Raw genomic sequence first — 16,015 nt, 5'->3', positions numbered from 1 at the left:
AGATCCAAATGATTCGATTGAAGGGATTTCGGTACCCGCGCAAGTCGAGTGGTTGAAAACGCTAAAAGATGGAAGCCCATTGAGAGTGCTAGGTGCGAGCAATCTTGATGGGATTAAGGACAAGACGAAAGCAGTGTTGCTGCCGGTGCGCAATTATACGGTCAGCGCAGGTCCGTATACTGTACCGAGTTTCACCAACGCGCCCTACACCATCGCCCCGGCTGGCCGGCTCAAGAATATTGAGTTGCTTCTCAGTACCAGCAGTAATACCCCCGTCCCCCGGGAAAAGCTCAGCCTGACTCTCCCGGCCGACTTTACCTACGCCGATGGCGGCAGCGGCCAGCGCGAGTTCGTTACGGACGATGCCGGCAGGCTCAGCGTTAGTGGCGTCAAAGGTGGTCGCGTCTCCGGCTCTTACAGTCTGAGCGCCGCCAGTGATAATCAGACCGCCAGCGCAACTGTAACCGTTACGGGGCTGGGGCCGGTCGGTAACATCCCGGTCGTGGGCGATCCGTGGGCGATCGCCGTCAGCCCGGACGGTACCCGCGCTTATATCGGCAACCTGCATAATGAAGTCCATGCGGTCTCGGTGATTGATACGGCGACGAACCAAGTCCTGACGAACATCTCAACCGGGGGGAGAATACAGGGGATTGCCGTTAACCCGGATGGTACCCGCGCTTATGCTTGCGACTACAATAGCCAAACGGTCTTGGTGATTGATACAGCGACGAACCGAATTGTGACGAACATCACGGTCGGGAGGCCGAAAGAAATTACCGTCAGCCCGGACGGAACCTACGCTTATCTCAGCACTTCTGATAACACAGTTTCGGTGATGGATACGGCGACGTACCGAGTCATTACGGTCATCTCGGTCGTGGGCTCTTCCGGCCGGATCGCTGTCAACCCGGACGGTAGCCGCGTTTATGTTACCCACTACTCTAAGCACATGGTCTCGGTGATTGATACGGCGACAAACCGCGTCCTGACGAGCATACCGGTCGGGCAGTATCCGGATTATGTTGCAGTCAGCCCGGACGGTACCCGCGCTTATGTCTGCAACTATAATGGTGGCACGGTCGCGGTTATTGATACGGCGACGAACCGCGTCCTGACGAGCATACCGGTCAGGTATCCGGCGATTATTGCCGTCAGCCCAGACGGTACCCGCGCTTATGTCACTAATAGTAAAAACGAGGTCGTGGTGATTGATACGGCGACGAACCGCGTCCTGGCGACCATGCCGACTCCCAATTCTCCGGGGGGGCTCGCTTTCAGCTCGGACGGTACCCGCGTTTATGTCTGCAGCCATAGTAAAGACACGGTCTCGGTATTCGATACTACGGCTAATTGAGTCTTGGGAAAGATAAGGAGACGGGAAAATAAGGGACGCAGTTATTTTCCCTGCGATCAGATCCTGATGGCAATAACATGGGCAAGTGATTCCGTATCAGCATCGATCTCAGGAACATCCGGACCTGTGCGGTTGCTGCGTGGTGGGCGGTGGGTGGTAGGTGTGATGGATGGGGTTATCAGGGACAGACCACGTTCCCCCCAAGTCTTCTCCGACTTTTCGCCTTTTAAACCTGAGTGTTTAAAAGACACCTCCAGACACGCCTTCAAGGCTACACATCCTTGCGCTATTGCCTACAGCTACGCCAGAATCCGCCGGCTTGTGTACCTTGGGCTCGGGTTCTAATGTGGGTCGGTCGCTGACGAATCAGCGATCGGGTTTCGCAGCCCGGATCAATCAAGGCGCACAGCGCTCCAGTTCATTGCCATCAAAATTAATGGCAACGGTGCTTCATGGCGGCTGTGCGCGGGATACCTTCGGGTATGCCGGGTACCTTGATTCCCGGTCTGCGAACCTGCGTACAGCTGCCACCTCTCTTCGTTTCGCAGCGAACCGTGGCGGCTCCAGCAATCAAGGAGCTTTAACCATGATCAAACCAACACCCAACCCACCCGAAATCGACTCCACCTTCCCCTACGAATCCCTCGATTCAAAAAAGCTCAACGACGCCGCCGAACGCGCGCTCGATCACTATCTTTGGCCACCCGGCTCCACGCCACCGCCGCGTAAAACCCGCCGGATGTATGCCGTTACCGCCGACTTTAAAAACGAGGAACTGCTGGCCGATGCCAGCGAAACACTCGCTTCGGCCAGAACCACCGCTCATGACTTCGCCCATCTGATATCGGCGTCGCAGTGCAGGACGCTGTTGGGGATCGCGCAACCGATCATGCTTGGGGAGCTGGCGGTGAATCGGGTGATGGATAATCTGGAATTGCCGCAGTAGCGGGCCTCAATAATCGTTCCCACACGGGATCGGGGGGGCCGGAGGAAAAACTGGCGGAAGGCAGCCGGAGTCGAACCTGCCCGGGAACGGATGCCGTCCCCAACCGGGTTTGAAGCCCGGCCGCGCCACCGGGCGCGATTGCCTTCCTTTAACTCATTGTGCGCAGGCGTTAGCCAGCGCGTTGTCGGGGCGGATCTGGCGCGATTCGCCGATGCGTCGGGTCAGGCCGACGCGGTCGAAATATTCCAGATACTGAATACAGCGTTTGCGTCCCAAGCCTAGCGCATCGCGGAAGGTTGTCACCTGGATCTGCGGATTTTCCCTGGCCAGTTTGAGCAACACGTCGGCCATTCGGCGCAGTTGCCCATCACTCAAGAACAGGTCGCGTACCACTTGATGCATCAGACCGAGCCGCGCCAGTTTGCGCAGCAGCAGGCGCACGATAGCGTCGTCGTGGCCGAGCATTTTCGCGACGTCGCGTACCCACGGCGGGTCGAATTCGGCGTTTTCGAACAGCGGTTGCAGTTGTTGCCAGAGGGCTTCGTCCTCGGCATTCAGGCGTACCTGATGATTCGGCAGGTGCAGCCACGGGCCGCTCGACTGGATCGATCCGGCGATGAGCAATTCATCCAGCAAGCTGACAAACGTCGAACGTTCCAGCGCCAGACCACTGAAGCGGCGCAGGCGATCGCGGTCGGGGCCCATCTGGTCGGGCTCCTGTTCATGAAACTGTGCGAGTTGTTCCAGCAGGGTGAATTTCAGTTGCGCCCAGCGTTGCACGTTGAACAGCACCGGGCCTTGGCGGGTGTCGATCAGGCGGACGTTTTCCGCCAACGACCAGGACGCGCGCGGGCGATTGAATTGGCGCTCCAGCCGTTGCGGATCGAGGCCGCCGGCGCTGTAGTTGAGCAACACGGGCAACACCTGTTCGAACTCGTCGCCGGAGGCCAAGATGCGCAATTGCTCCAGACGTTCAGGGCTGCGACGTTGCCGCGCCGGTGCGAACGGGTCGAGAACTTGCCCACCACCCAAGGTGCGTTGCGCGCTCTGATCACGCAGGATCAGCCGATCGCCCTTCACCGCGTGCACCGGCGCGTTGATCAGCAGTTGCGCGAACATGCGCTCGCCGGGATTCAGGCGCGGGCCTTCGAGCAACGCTACCCGTGCGATGACATCCTGCGTGCCGAGGTGCAGGTGCACCGGATGAAAGTGTTCGAAGGTGCGCTCGCCGGGCAACAATTGAAAGTCGATGTCGACCCGTTGCGTCGGCGCGTGCAGCCACTCCGCCAGCAACCATTGGCCGCGATGAATCTGCGCCAGTTCAAGACGCTCGCCGCTGATATTCAAAGCCACTCGCTGCCCGGCGAAAGCCTGTTCGGCGGGTTGGTTTTGCGCGTGCAAGCCGCGAACCCGGACCGATTTGCCGGAAGGTCCGAGCAACAGTTTGTCGCCGACCGAAACAGTGCCCGACAACGACGTGCCGGTAACCACAATCCCCGCACCGGCGACGCTGAACGCGCGGTCGATGGCCAAGCGAAAACCACCTTCGCGACTGCGCTCCAATACTTCACGTTGCGTCTGCAGCAACACCTCGCGTAACCCATCAATGCCCTGCCCGCTCAGGCTCGATACGGTCAGGATCGGAGCCTCGGCAAATGGCCCCGGGGCGAGCAGATCGAGCACCTGCCGCTGCACTTCTTCCACCCTGCCCGCTTCAACGCGGTCGCATTTGCTGATCGCCACCAAGGCGCGCGGAATGCCGAGCAATTCAACAATCGCCAGATGCTCGCGGGTCTGTGGCATCACACCGTCGTCCGCCGCGACCACCAGCAACACCAGATCAATGCCCTGCGCGCCAGCGAGCATGTTGTGGGTGAATTTCTCGTGGCCGGGCACGTCGATAAACCCGGTCAGCCCCGCGCCCGGTTCCAGTTCGGCATAGAGATAGCCAAGGTCGATGGTCATGCCGCGCTCGCGTTCCTGCGGGCGGCGGTCGCCGGTTTGTCCGGTCTGGGCTTGCAGCAGCGACGTCTTGCCGTGGTCGATATGCCCCGCCGTGCCGACGATCACGGGTCGACCTGCAACTGCGGCAATTGCCCGAGCCACGCCGGTTCATCGTCGAGCTGGCGCAGATCGAGCCACAGCGCATCGTCGTCAATGCGCCCGAGCACCGGGATCGGCAACGCTCGCAACGCCGCTTCCAGATTCAGCAGGCAGCGCCCGCGCAAACGCTTGGAGACTTGCGGGCGCATGCACAACGCCGCGCTCGGCAAACGCGCGACCGGTTGGCTGCCGCTGCCGATCATGCCCAAGGCCTCGACTGCGCTAACCTGCCAAACCGACCCCAGGATTTCAGCCATCAAGGGCTGCAAGCGTGAAGCCTGGGCGAAGATGTCGGCTTGCGGTCGAGTCAACAACCGCAAGCTCGGCAGACGTTCGGCCAGCCGATCCGGATCGCGATACAACCCGAGCACCGCCTCCAGCGCCGCCAAGGTCAATTTATCGACCCGCAAGGCACGTTTCAGCGGGTTTTTCTTGATCTTCGCGATCAGCTCTTTGCGCCCAACGATCAACCCGGCCTGCGGGCCGCCGAGCAATTTGTCGCCGCTGAAGGTGACGATATCCGCGCCATCGATCAGCGCCTGCCGCACCGTCGGTTCGGCCGGCAAACCCCAACGGGTCAGATCCAAAAGGCTGCCACTGCCCAGATCTTCCAGCAGCGGCAAACCATGTCGATGGGCCAACTCGGCCAGTTCCGCCGTCGGCACCCGCGCAGTAAAACCTTCGATGCTGTAGTTGCTCGCATGCACACGCATGATCAAACCGCTGCGTGGGCTGATCGCCGCTTCGTAGTCGCGAGCATGGGTGCGATTGGTCGTGCCGACTTCGTGCAGACGCACGCCAGCGCGGGCCATGATGTCGGGGATGCGGAAGGCGCCGCCGATTTCGATCAGCTCGCCACGGGAAATGATGCCTTCCTTGCGCGCGCCCAGGCTGTTGAGCGTCAGCAGCACGGCGGCGGCATTGTTGTTGACCACGGTGACGGCTTCGGCGCCGGTCAGTTCGCGGATCAGTCCTTCGATGAGGTCATCGCGATCGCCGCGTTTGCCGCTGGCCAGATCAAATTCCAGATTGAGCGGATAACGCGCGGCCATTTGCACAGCGTCGATGGCTTCGTCCGGCAACAAGGCGCGGCCGAGGTTGGTGTGCAGCACGGTGCCGGTGAGGTTGAACACCCGGCGCACGTTGCTGCGTTGTTGCTGGGCCAAGCGCTCACCGACGCGGCCGGCGAGCACTTCGGGGCTGATTTCAACGGCGGACAATTGCCCGCTCAAAACACTGGAACGCAGCTCATCGAGCAACTGACGCAAACTCGCCAGCAACGATTCACGCCCGTGACGCTCAAGCAAAGGCACACACGCCGGGTGACGCAACAAACCATCAATGGAAGGTAACCGCAGGGACATCAGCCACTCCTGGAGACAACCGCTATCGCCCAAGAGTGTAGACGCTGCCGGTCATTCGTCTCCCGGAGCCAGCAACAGATTCGGTGCCAGGCGCTGAAAACCATCCTGAGCCAAACGCATATCGAGCAGCAAACTGCTCAGATCAGCCGACAACGCCTCCGCGTCGGCATCGTTTTCCAGATACACCAGCTTCAGATAACTGTTACAGCCCGGACAGACTTCCGCCCGCAGCGGCGCCTGATTAGCCGCGTGGCGATCATCCTCAACGCTCAAATAATCCAGCCCTTTGCTCGACTCGCAATACACGCATTTGACCCGCACCACATGCCATTCGCAGGCACACAGCGAACACACCAGATAACGCAAACCGTTGTGCTTGCCGCGATGGCGGATCACCCCGGCCATGGCAGGAGAACCACAGGCCGGGCATTGGCTGAGGCTGTCGCCGGGTTTGAGTTTCAGATCCGGCGCGCTGAGCAGCCAGTGACTCCACGCCACTTGCAGCGCCGCGCCAAGAAATGGCACCAACGCCGCCGACACCATCGAATACTGACCACTGACCAACGCCACGGCCCAAGAGCGCAATTGGCCAGTGCTGGCGGCGCGCAGCGTCTCCACCGCTTCAACAACAGCAGGCTGCCCCAAAGGCTCATAACGCTGCAGCAAAGCGTCGAGATAAGCCTGCCAGCCCTCTTCACGCACCAACGTGTCAGCCGCAAACGGCGGCAAACCATGCTGCTGACAGGCTTCAATCCGTTGCTGATCGAACGGTGCTGTCAGCGGTGGATCGTCGAAGACCTGCTGCTGCACCCGGCACAACCCGGCAATCAGCCGCAGATACTCAGCCAGCGCATGCCCCTCGGCCAGTTGCTCCAGTCGAGCGGCCCGCAACGCAAACAGATTCGAAGGCGGCAGATGCAGAAACGGCGGTGAACTCGCCGCCGCTTCGATTTCCCCAGGTTCCAGAATGGTTGGCAAAAGTCAGCCCTTTTTGGTGATCGGTCGCTCCGGCACGTCCGGTTGACGTTCATCGCGGGTGATGTCGCGATACCAGAGTTCATGGTGTTTCTTCGCCCAGGCGCGGCTGACCCAGCCATGCATCATCGCGTCGACCGAGCCCTTGATCCACAGCCCGGCGTAGATGTGAATGATGATGCTCAGCACCAGAATGAACCCGGCCAGCGCATGCAGGAGCATCGCCCAGCGAATCACGCTGATGCCGAAATACGCACTGAAATACGCGCGCCAGATCACCAGCCCGGTGAACAGCAAACCGAGCATGCACAGCAGTAAAGTCCAGAACAGCATCTTCTGCCCGGCGTTGTATTTGCCCACCGGCGGCACGCTCTCTTCATCGTTGACCAGCACCCGATCAATGCGGCGCATCCACTTCCAGTCGTTGTCGATAAAGAAGTTCGCACGCCAGAAACGAAACACCAGGCCGAGGAACAACACAAACATCGCCACCCCCATGAACGGATGCAGAATCCGCGTCCACGGCCCGCCGCCGAACAGGTTGCTCAGCCAGAACAGCGACGGATGAAACAACGCCAGCCCGGACAGCCCGGCCATGAAAAATAGGATCGCCACCAGCCAGTGATTGGTGCGCTGGTTGGCGGTGTAACGCAGGATCGTCTTGTTGCTCATGGCCGCTCCTCCCCGCGTGGATCGAAGGTGTGCACCGCCGGGTCAACGACATGCACCGAGGTGTCGGGTGGCGTTGGCTGTTCATCCTCTTCAACCCGGTTCGGGCCGATACGCACGTAGTGGAAAAACCCGGCCAACACCGCCGCGCCCATCGCCAGCAGACCCAATGGTTTGCTGATGCCTTTCCACAGGCCCACCAACGGGCTGATGGCCGGATCCTGCGGCAGATTGGCGTAGATGGTCGGCGCGTCCGCGTGGTGCAACACGTACATCACATGCGTGCCGCCAACACCGGCCGGGTCATACAGACCGGCGTTTTCGAAGCCACGGCTTTTCAGATCGACGATGCGTTCGGCGGCGTGTTCTTTCATGTCTTCCTTGGTGCCGAAGACGATGGCGCCGGTCGGGCAGGTTTTTACGCAGGCCGGTTCCAGCCCTACCGCCACGCGATCCGAGCACAAGGTGCACTTGTAGGCCTTGTGATCCTTCTGCGAAATGCGCGGAATATTGAACGGGCAACCGGTGATGCAATAACCGCAACCGATGCAGTGGTCCTGATCGAAATCGACGATGCCGTTGGCGTGCTTGATGATCGCGCCGGGGCTCGGGCATGCCGCCAGACAACCGGGCTCGGCGCAGTGCATGCAGCCGTCCTTGCGGATCAGCCATTCGAGGTTGCCGGCGTCGGTTTCGTGCTCGGTGAAACGCATCAACGTCCAGGTTTCCGCGCTCAGGTCTTGCGGGTTGTCGTAGGTGCCGTGGTTGTGGCCGACCTCGTCGCGCAGCTCGTTCCATTCCGAGCAGGCGACCTGGCAGGCTTTGCAGCCGATGCATTTGGTGGTGTCGATCAGCTTGGCGACGGCCTCCTGATTCCTCACCGACGGCGGCACGGTCGTGGTGGCCGAGCGGGCAATGATGTCTTGGCTGGCCATTTACAGTTTCTCCACGTTGACCAGGAATGACTTGGATTCCGGGGTCTGTGTATTGCCATCGCCGAGGAACGGCACCAGGGTGTTGGTCAGGTAACCGTGACGCGTCAGGCCGGTGAAGCCCCAGTGCAGCGGGATGCCGATCTGATGCACGACCTGGCCGTTGACCTGCAGCGGCCGGATCCTTTTTGTCACCACCGCCACCGCTTCGATAAAGCCGCGTTTGCAACTGACCCGCACTCGATCTCCGGCAGCAATGCCCTTGTCTTTCGCCAGCACTTCGCCGATTTCCACGAACTGCTCAGGCTGGGCAATCGCGTTCAACTTGCAGTGCTTGCTCCAGAAGTGGAAATGCTCGGTGAGCCGGTAACTGGTGCCGGCGTACGGGAAGTCCTTGGCCTCGCCGAGGGTTTCCCAGACCGAATCGAAGATCCGCGCTGCCGGGTTGCTGGTGGCTTTCTTGTTTTGCGGGTGCAGCGGGTTGATGCCGATCGGCGTTTCGAACGGCTCGTAGTGCTCGGGGAATGGCCCCTCGTTCATCTTGTCGACGGCGAAGAACCGCGCCACGCCTTCGGGGTTCATGATGAACGGGTTCATCCCGGCTTCCGGCGGTACATCGGCCTTGTAGTCCGGCACATCGGTGCCGCCCCAGGCCTTGCCGTTCCACCAGACCAGACGTTTTTTCGGATCCCACGGTTTACCCGCGACGTCTGCCGAAGCGCGGTTGTAGAGAATCCGCCGGTTGGCCGGCCAGGCCCACGCCCAGCCCAGATGCTGGTGCATGCCATACGGATCGGCATTGTCGCGGCGGGCCATCTGGTTGCCGGCCTCGGTCCAGCTGCCGGCGAAAATCCAGCAACCGGACGCGGTGCTGCCGTCATCCTTGAGCAAACCGAAGCCCGCCAGTTGCGAGCCGGCCTTGACCGCGACGCCGGTGGCATCGGTGAAATCAGCCACAGCGCTGCCGTTGATTTCCTTGGCCAGCTCTTCCGGCGAAGGTTCGTCGGGGATCTTGTACGGCCATGTCAGTTTCAGCAGCGGATCGGGGAATTTGCCGCCCTCGGCCTGATAGCGCTTGCGCAGGCGCAGGAACAGTTCGGCCATGATGCGGATGTCGGTCTGCGCTTCGCCCGGACCATCGGCGCCTTTCCAGTGCCATTGCAGCCAGCGGCTGCTGTTGACCAGCGAACCGTCCTCTTCGGCAAAACAGGTGGTCGGCAGGCGAATGACTTCGGTCTGGATCTCCGCGCTTTTCACATCGTTATACGGCCCGACGTTGTGCCAGAACTCCGAGGTCTCGGTGGCGAGCGGGTCCATGACCACCAGCCATTTCAGCTTGGCCAGTGCGCCCATCACCCGATTCTTGTCCGGCAACGCTGCAATCGGGTTGAAGCCCTGGCACATATAGCCGTTGACCTTGCCCTGGCTCATCAGGTCGAACATCTTCAGGACGTCGTAGTTGGGGATGTCGAGTTTCGGCAAATGGTCGTAGCACCAATTGTTCTCGACGGTGGCGTTGGCGCCGTACCACGACTTCATCAGACTGACGTGGAATTTGCTGTAGTTCTGCCAGTACGACAATTGCCCCGGCCGCAGCGGCACTTGCGTGCGTTTGTGGATGAAGGTGTTGTAGTCCTGCTCGCTGTCGCTGGCCAATGTCAGATATCCCGGCAGCGCATTGGAGAGCAAGCCAAGGTCGGTCAGGCCCTGAATGTTCGAGTGACCGCGCAAGGCGTTCACACCACCACCGGGCATGCCGACGTTACCCAGCAGCAGTTGCACCATCGCCGCGCTGCGAATGATCTGCGCGCCGATCGAGTGCTGGGTCCAGCCGAGAGCGTAGAGAATCGTCATGGTCTTGCCCGGGATCGAGCAGGTGGCGATTTCGTCCCAGATTTTCTGCATGGCGTCGACCGGCATGCCGCAGATCTGGCTGGCGAGGTCGATGTTGTAGCGGCTGTAATGCACCTTCATCAATTGATAGACGCAGCGCGGGTGTTGCAGCGTCGGGTCGACTTTGGCAAAGCCGTCGTCGCCCATCTCGTAGCCCCAACCGGACTTGTCGGTGTAAGTGCGCTTGGCAACGTCGTAGCCGCTGAAGATGCCGTCTTCGAAGCCATAGCCTTCTTTGACGATGAACGACACGTCGGTGTAATTGCGCACGTATTCGTGCTGGATCTTGTCCTCGGTCAGCAGGTAATTGATCAGCCCGCCCATGAAGGCGATGTCGGTGCCGGTGCGGATTGGCGCGTAGTAGTCGGCCACCGAAGCGGTCCGGGTAAAACGCGGATCGACCACGATCAGCCGCGCAGCGTTGTGCGCTTTGGCTTCGGTCACCCATTTGAAGCCGCACGGATGCGCTTCTGCAGCGTTGCCACCCATCACCAGGATCAGATTCGCGTTGGCGATATCGGTCCAGGTATTGGTCATGGCACCACGGCCGTACGTCGGGGCAAGACTTGCCACCGTCGGGCCGTGTCAGACACGCGCCTGGTTATCGAACCCCAGCATGCCGAGACTGCGAATCACCTTTTGGGTGATGTAACCGGCTTCGTTGGACGCCGCCGACGCGGCGAGGAACCCGGTGCTCAGCCAGCGATTCACCGTTTGCCCGTTGGCATTTTGCTCGATGAAGTTGGCGTCACGGTCGGCTTTCATCAGATCGGCGATGCGGTCGAGCGCTTCGTCCCAACTGATCCGCGTCCATTCGCTGCTGCCCGGTTTGCGCGTTTGCGGGTAAAGCAAACGGCCGGGGCTGTGAATGAAGTCGAGCAGGCCTGCGCCTTTCGGGCAGAGGGTGCCGCGGTTGACCGGGTGGTCGGCGTCGCCCTCGATGTGAATGATGCTTTGCGCTACGTTCTTCGCTCCATCGCCCTGGCTGTACATGATCAACCCGCAGCCGACCGAGCAATACGGGCAGGTGTTGCGGGTTTCATGGGTGTGGGCAAGCTTGAAGTGGCGCACCTGCTCGGCGAAGGCCAGCGTCGGGGCCATGCCCAACGCGCCCAGGCTCGAGCCTGCAAGGCCGATACCGGCGACCTTGAAGAACTGACGACGGCTGAGATCCATCGTGCACTCCTGATCAGGTGGAACCCGGTACTTGAGCCGGGTTTTATCTGGACAATCACGGTTGCGGCAAATGTCTGCCGGCCTTTTCACTGTAGACAATGACCATACGATCTGTGTGAAAACCGACCGTCGGCGACAATCGGTCATGCGCTGAGAAACCTGTGGGAGCGAGCCTGCTCGCGAAGAGGCCCTGTCAGTTGAGACAAATATTGACTGACACACCGCCTTCGCGAGCAGGCTCGCTCCCACAGGTTTTGTGTGCTCCCACCGGGCCATGGGCTTAGAATGCCCGGCAGGACCCATCCCGCCTTCACGAGACCGCGCATGACTTTCGATTTTGATCAGCTATTCGACCGCCACAACACCGGCAGCACCAAGTGGAGCCGCTATTCGGCCGACGTCTTGCCGATGTGGGTCGCTGACATGGATTTCGCCGCGCCGCCGGTAATCATCGAGGCTTTGCAAAAGCGCCTGCTGCATCCGCTGGTGGGCTACAGCGTGGCGCAGGACAACCTGCGCGAAGCCATCGTCGCCGACCTCTGGGCCAAGTTTGCCTGGAAGGTCAAACCGCAAGAGCTGATTTTTCTGCCAGGTGTAGAGTCCGGCTTCAACATGGCTTTGAAAGCGCTGGTACAGCCGCAGCAGAATGTCGTGGTGCAAGTGCCAAACTACCCGCCGCTGCGCCACGCGCCGGGGCATTGGGGGTTGAACAAGGTTGAGCTGGAGTTCGTCGCGCAGGCTGACGGTACTTACCTGACGCCGCTGGACGTGCTGCGTGAATCGCTGACTGGCGGCGGCGCGCTGTTGCTGAGCAACCCGCACAACCCGATCGGCAAAGTGTTTGGCCGTGAAGAGCTGCAAGCCGTGGCCGACATTTGCGTGGCGCAGGATGCGTGGATCATCTCCGACGAAATCCACGCCGAACTGTGCTTCGACGGTCGCGTGCACATTCCGACCGCTTCGTTGAACGCGGAAATCGCCCAACGCACCATCACCCTGATGTCGGCGAGCAAGGCTTACAACATCGCCGGTCTGAAGACCTCGTTCATGATCATTCAGGACGCCGCCCTGCGCGAGCGCGTCAACCACGCCCGCTGCGGCATGGTCGATAGCGTCAATCCGCTGGGCATGGAAGCCACCCGCGTGGCTTATAGCGAAGGCGCGCCGTGGCTGGCCGAGTTGAAAACCTATCTGCAGGCCAACCGCGACTGGCTGGTTGACGCCGTACGCAGCCGCTTGCCGGGCGTGACCATCAATGTGCCGCAGGGCACGTATCTGGCGTGGCTGGATTGCTCGGCGCTGGATCTGGACAACCCGCAGCAATTCTTCCTTGAGCAGGGCAAGGTTGGCCTCAGCGCCGGCCTGGACTTCGGCGATCAACACCAGCAGTTCGTGCGCCTGAACTTCGGCTGCCCGCGCGCGTTGCTGGAAGAAGGCATCGCCCGCATGGAGCGCGCGCTGACACAACGCAACACCTGAAACACCTCTAAACCCTGTGGGAGCGAGCCTGCTCGCGAAAGCGGTCTGTCATTCAATGAAGATGGCGACTGGTACACCGCATTCGCGAGCAGGCTCGCTCCCACATTGGGTTTTGCGTTTCCAAGTCAGAAAATGCAGCGCACATCCGATCGAACTCACGGCAAACACCCCGGGTCAACCACCCATACCTGCCCTGAGACCTCGGAGACCTGCGATGACCGACTATCCAAAACCGCCCTTCCCCAAACAGGCCCAAGCCGTTCCCGGTTCACAACGCAAGATGGAGCCCTATCCCGATTGCGGTGAGCAAAGCTATGTCGGTTCCGGGCGACTAGCCGGCAAGATCGCCCTGATCACCGGCGCCGACAGCGGCATTGGCCGCGCCGTGGCGATTGCCTTTGCCCGTGAAGGCGCCGACGTCGCTGTGGCCTATTTGAATGAACACGAAGATGCCAAGGAAACCGCACGCTGGGTCGAACAGGCCGGACGCCAGTGCCTGTTGCTGCCCGGCGATATCGCGCAGAAATCCCATTGCCAGGCCTTGGTCGACAAAACCGTCGAACGCTTTGGCCGCATCGACGTGCTGGTCAACAACGCCGCGTTCCAGATGACCCACGAAACCTTCGAAGAAATCCCCGACGAAGAATGGGTGATGACCTTCGACGTCAACATCACCGCGATCTTCCGGCTGTGCCAGGCGGCGATCAAACACATGCGCGCCGGGTCGTCGATCATCAATACCAGCTCGATCAATTCGGATTTGCCCAAACCGACCCTGCTCGCCTACGCCACCACCAAAGGTGCGATTGCCAACTTCACCGGCGGTCTGGCGCAGATGCTCGGGCCGAAAGAGATTCGCGTGAACTGCGTGGCACCGGGGCCGATCTGGACGCCGCTGATCGTCTCGACCATGCCCGATGAAGAAGTGCAAAACTTCGGCGGCAACACCCCGCTCGGCCGCCCCGGCCAACCGGTGGAAGTGGCGCCGATCTACGTGCTGCTGGCCTCGGACGAAGCCAGTTACATCACCGGCCAGCGCTATGGCGTGACCGGTGGCAAGCCGATGCTTTGAGTAAACGCGCTACAGGGGCGGCGTCAGCAGCGAAAGGGTTCTGCAGGGGGCCGTCATTAATCACTGAAGGCGGCAAATCATGAGTTTTACTGTGTGGGTTGCCGTGCTCGGTGCCGTGCTGCTGACGTTGGCACTGACTTCCTCGTACCTGCGATGGATGCCGGTGACGACTTCGGCAGTGTGTCTGTTGCTGGGGATCGGCATCGGCCCCAGCGGCCTCGATCTGCTGAAACTGTCGTTGGAAAACGCTTCGCTGTGGATGGAGCACCTGACGGAAGTCGCGGTGCTGTTTTCCCTGTTCGTCTGCGGTTTGAAGTTGCGTTTGCCCCTGCGCGACAAGCGTTGGCGGATTGCTTTTGGCTTGGCTGGGCCGGTGATGGTGGTGACCATCGCCGGGGTTTGTCTGCTGCTGCACTTTGGCTTGAGCTTGCCGTGGGGGCTGTCGATGTTGATTGGCGCGATTCTGGCGCCGACTGACCCGGTACTGGCGGCGCTGGTGCAGGTCAACGATGCGCGGGATGTCGACAGCGTGCGTTTCGGGCTCTCGGGCGAAGCCGGGCTGAATGACGGGATTGCCTTCCCCTTCGTGATTCTCGGCCTGTTGTTGCTGCACGGTGATGGCAGCGCCGGCGAATGGCAGGGCTGGTTCTTGCGCAGTGTGTTGTGGGCGGTGCCGGCCGGGTTACTCACCGGTTACTGGATGGGCCGTGGCATCGGGCGCGTGACGCTTTCGCTACGGATCCGCAATGACGACAGCACCCTCAGCCCCAATGATTTTCTCGCGCTGTCGCTAATTGCCCTGGCCTATGTGGTCGCCGAGGCTATTGGCGGCTATGGATTCCTTTCTGTTTTCGCGGCGGGATTGGGCCTGCGCCAGGTCGAAGTGAAATCCACCGGTGCCAGCCAGCCCCCCGCCGAGCATCTGGTGCAACCGGTGGTCGGCCATCAGAACGTCGAACCGCAACACGCGGTGCATGGCGACACCGAACGGCTGGAAAGCAGTCAGGTGGCGGCCGGGATCATGATGGGCGACATGTTGTCGTTCGGCAGTCTGGTCGAGCGCGCCATGGAAGTGTTTCTGGTGACCCTGCTCGGCGTGGTGCTGGTGACGCATTGGGATTGGCGGGCGTTGCTGGTGGGCGGCGTGCTGTTCTGCCTGATCCGCCCGGCCTGCGTCGCGCTGATGCCATGGGGCGCGCTGCTGGAGGGTCGGCAACGGCTGTTGATCGGCTGGTTTGGCATTCGCGGGATCGGCAGTCTGTTTTATCTGTTTTACGCCTTGAATCACGGGCTGACCGACACGGTGGCCACGCAATGCACCGACCTGACCTTGTCGGTGGTGGCACTGAGCATCCTGCTTCACGGGATCAGCACCCAACCGATCCTTGCTCGCTATGAACTGCACAAGAAACAGAAATCCTGATTTTTAATTCCGGGTTTTATCGACTGACTGATCGAATTTTTTTCTGTAAAAAAATGGATCCCTGCTTAATCGCCGACAGTCACAAGCATAACCCTCGCCAGATATATCCGGCGGGGCCCGGCAGGTTCGGTTCCCCTGCGGCGCTACGCCTATGAAACGGAATCCTTGAAGAATAAGGTCACGGTCATGAAAGAATGCTCGACTCCTGCGCAAATCAAGGCTTGCAGAGCACTGGCTCTGGAACGCAATCGTCAATTGTTCGATAACGCCCACACGCTCAACCGCGCGGCCAATGCGCTGCTTGACGTCAAGGATCTGGACATCGAACAGTTCGAGCGCTACCGCGCGTTGCGCAAGAAAGCCGATTCGATGTTTGAAGATGCCATCGATCATTTGTGCGTGTTGAACGAGGATTTTCCGCCGATCCCGATGTCGTCGCAGAACTCGGTGGCGTTGCGTCGAGAGCTTGAAACGGTGGAATGAGCTGAAAGCCCCCTCACCCTAGCCCTCTCCCCCTGGAGAGGGAACTGACCGAGGTGAATGGTTGAGGTACGCCGACGTGAAGTACCGAGTTGAATTCGGATTTTTACCTGCAGAGATCGGCTCCTTTTCGTGTGAATCCTGAA

Annotated in this window: 12 protein-coding genes and 1 tRNA gene; 6 read left to right on the top strand and 7 right to left on the bottom strand. The window is 60.5% G+C overall.

The window, feature by feature from the left end:
- Nucleotides 1-1,357 (top strand): YncE family protein (locus tag L8H52_RS29630; RefSeq protein ID WP_242210078.1); only part of this gene is annotated, 1,357 nt, incomplete at its 5' end.
- A gap of 586 nt (nt 1,358-1,943) precedes the next feature.
- Nucleotides 1,944-2,303, top strand: a complete 360-nt coding sequence (locus tag L8H52_RS29625) for a hypothetical protein (protein ID WP_242210077.1) — start codon at nt 1,944-1,946, stop codon at nt 2,301-2,303.
- 51 nt (nt 2,304-2,354) lie between these two features.
- Here the strand turns inward: L8H52_RS29625 and L8H52_RS29620 are convergent.
- The 7 genes from L8H52_RS29620 to fdnG all read right to left on the bottom strand — a co-directional run bounded on the left by L8H52_RS29620 (nt 2,355) and on the right by fdnG (nt 11,415).
- Nucleotides 2,355-2,450, bottom strand: a tRNA-Sec gene (locus L8H52_RS29620).
- A 6-nt stretch (nt 2,451-2,456) separates the two neighbouring features.
- Complete coding sequence (selB, locus tag L8H52_RS29615) at nt 2,457-4,373, bottom strand: selenocysteine-specific translation elongation factor (protein WP_242210080.1); 1,917 nt, start codon at nt 4,371-4,373, stop codon at nt 2,457-2,459.
- Nucleotides 4,370-5,773 (bottom strand): L-seryl-tRNA(Sec) selenium transferase, encoded by a 1,404-nt coding sequence (gene selA / locus L8H52_RS29610; RefSeq protein WP_242210079.1) that lies wholly within the window; start codon nt 5,771-5,773, stop codon nt 4,370-4,372. Before selA ends, selB begins: the two co-directional genes overlap by 4 nt.
- Nucleotides 5,774-5,821: 48 nt before the next feature.
- Nucleotides 5,822-6,748 (bottom strand): formate dehydrogenase accessory protein FdhE, encoded by a 927-nt coding sequence (gene fdhE / locus L8H52_RS29605; protein WP_242210076.1) that lies wholly within the window; start codon nt 6,746-6,748, stop codon nt 5,822-5,824.
- A gap of 3 nt (nt 6,749-6,751) precedes the next feature.
- Complete coding sequence (locus tag L8H52_RS29600; RefSeq protein WP_242210075.1) at nt 6,752-7,417, bottom strand: formate dehydrogenase subunit gamma; 666 nt, start codon at nt 7,415-7,417, stop codon at nt 6,752-6,754.
- Nucleotides 7,414-8,349 carry a formate dehydrogenase subunit beta gene (fdxH, locus tag L8H52_RS29595; protein ID WP_242210074.1) on the bottom strand — a complete coding sequence of 312 codons (936 nt, stop codon included), beginning with the start codon at nt 8,347-8,349 and terminating at the stop codon, nt 7,414-7,416. Before fdxH ends, L8H52_RS29600 begins: the two co-directional genes overlap by 4 nt.
- Entirely contained in the window at nt 8,350-11,415 is a 3,066-nt protein-coding gene (gene fdnG, locus L8H52_RS29590; RefSeq protein ID WP_242210073.1) for a formate dehydrogenase-N subunit alpha, read from the bottom strand.
- Nucleotides 11,416-11,739: 324 nt separating this feature from the next.
- On the opposite strand from fdnG, the gene L8H52_RS29585 reads away from it, so the two are divergent.
- The 4 genes from L8H52_RS29585 (at nt 11,740) to L8H52_RS29570 (ending at nt 15,872) form a co-directional block, all read left to right on the top strand.
- A complete protein-coding gene (locus tag L8H52_RS29585; protein ID WP_242210072.1) occupies nt 11,740-12,894 on the top strand; it encodes a PatB family C-S lyase in 1,155 nt (384 codons plus the stop codon).
- A gap of 214 nt (nt 12,895-13,108) precedes the next feature.
- A complete protein-coding gene (locus L8H52_RS29580) occupies nt 13,109-13,966 on the top strand; it encodes a glucose 1-dehydrogenase (protein ID WP_242210071.1) in 858 nt (285 codons plus the stop codon).
- 79 nt (nt 13,967-14,045) lie between these two features.
- Nucleotides 14,046-15,389 carry a cation:proton antiporter gene (locus L8H52_RS29575; RefSeq protein ID WP_242210070.1) on the top strand — a complete coding sequence of 448 codons (1,344 nt, stop codon included), beginning with the start codon at nt 14,046-14,048 and terminating at the stop codon, nt 15,387-15,389.
- 186 nt (nt 15,390-15,575) lie between these two features.
- A complete protein-coding gene (locus L8H52_RS29570; protein ID WP_064389907.1) occupies nt 15,576-15,872 on the top strand; it encodes a hypothetical protein in 297 nt (98 codons plus the stop codon).
- Nucleotides 15,873-16,015 lie beyond the last annotated feature (143 nt).

It is taken from the genome of Pseudomonas sp. CROZ-RG-20F-R04-15 (assembly GCF_022662375.1).
Taxonomy (GTDB): Bacteria; Pseudomonadota; Gammaproteobacteria; order Pseudomonadales; family Pseudomonadaceae; genus Aquipseudomonas.
Note: the sequence above shows the minus strand (reverse complement) of the source record. Positions and strands in the feature narration are given on the sequence as shown.

What these genes read in the sequence shown, in the direction of transcription:
- L8H52_RS29625 (WP_242210077.1), top strand. Translation starts at nt 1,944, where the DNA reads ATGATCAAACCAACACCCAACCCACCCGAAATCGACTCCACCTTCCCC.
- L8H52_RS29585 (WP_242210072.1), top strand. Translation starts at nt 11,740, where the DNA reads ATGACTTTCGATTTTGATCAGCTATTCGACCGCCACAACACCGGCAGC.
- L8H52_RS29600 (WP_242210075.1), bottom strand. Translation starts at nt 7,417, where the DNA reads ATGAGCAACAAGACGATCCTGCGTTACACCGCCAACCAGCGCACCAAT.
- L8H52_RS29570 (WP_064389907.1), top strand. Translation starts at nt 15,576, where the DNA reads ATGAAAGAATGCTCGACTCCTGCGCAAATCAAGGCTTGCAGAGCACTG.
- L8H52_RS29575 (WP_242210070.1), top strand. Translation starts at nt 14,046, where the DNA reads ATGAGTTTTACTGTGTGGGTTGCCGTGCTCGGTGCCGTGCTGCTGACG.
- L8H52_RS29580 (WP_242210071.1), top strand. Translation starts at nt 13,109, where the DNA reads ATGACCGACTATCCAAAACCGCCCTTCCCCAAACAGGCCCAAGCCGTT.
- fdxH (WP_242210074.1), bottom strand. Translation starts at nt 8,349, where the DNA reads ATGGCCAGCCAAGACATCATTGCCCGCTCGGCCACCACGACCGTGCCG.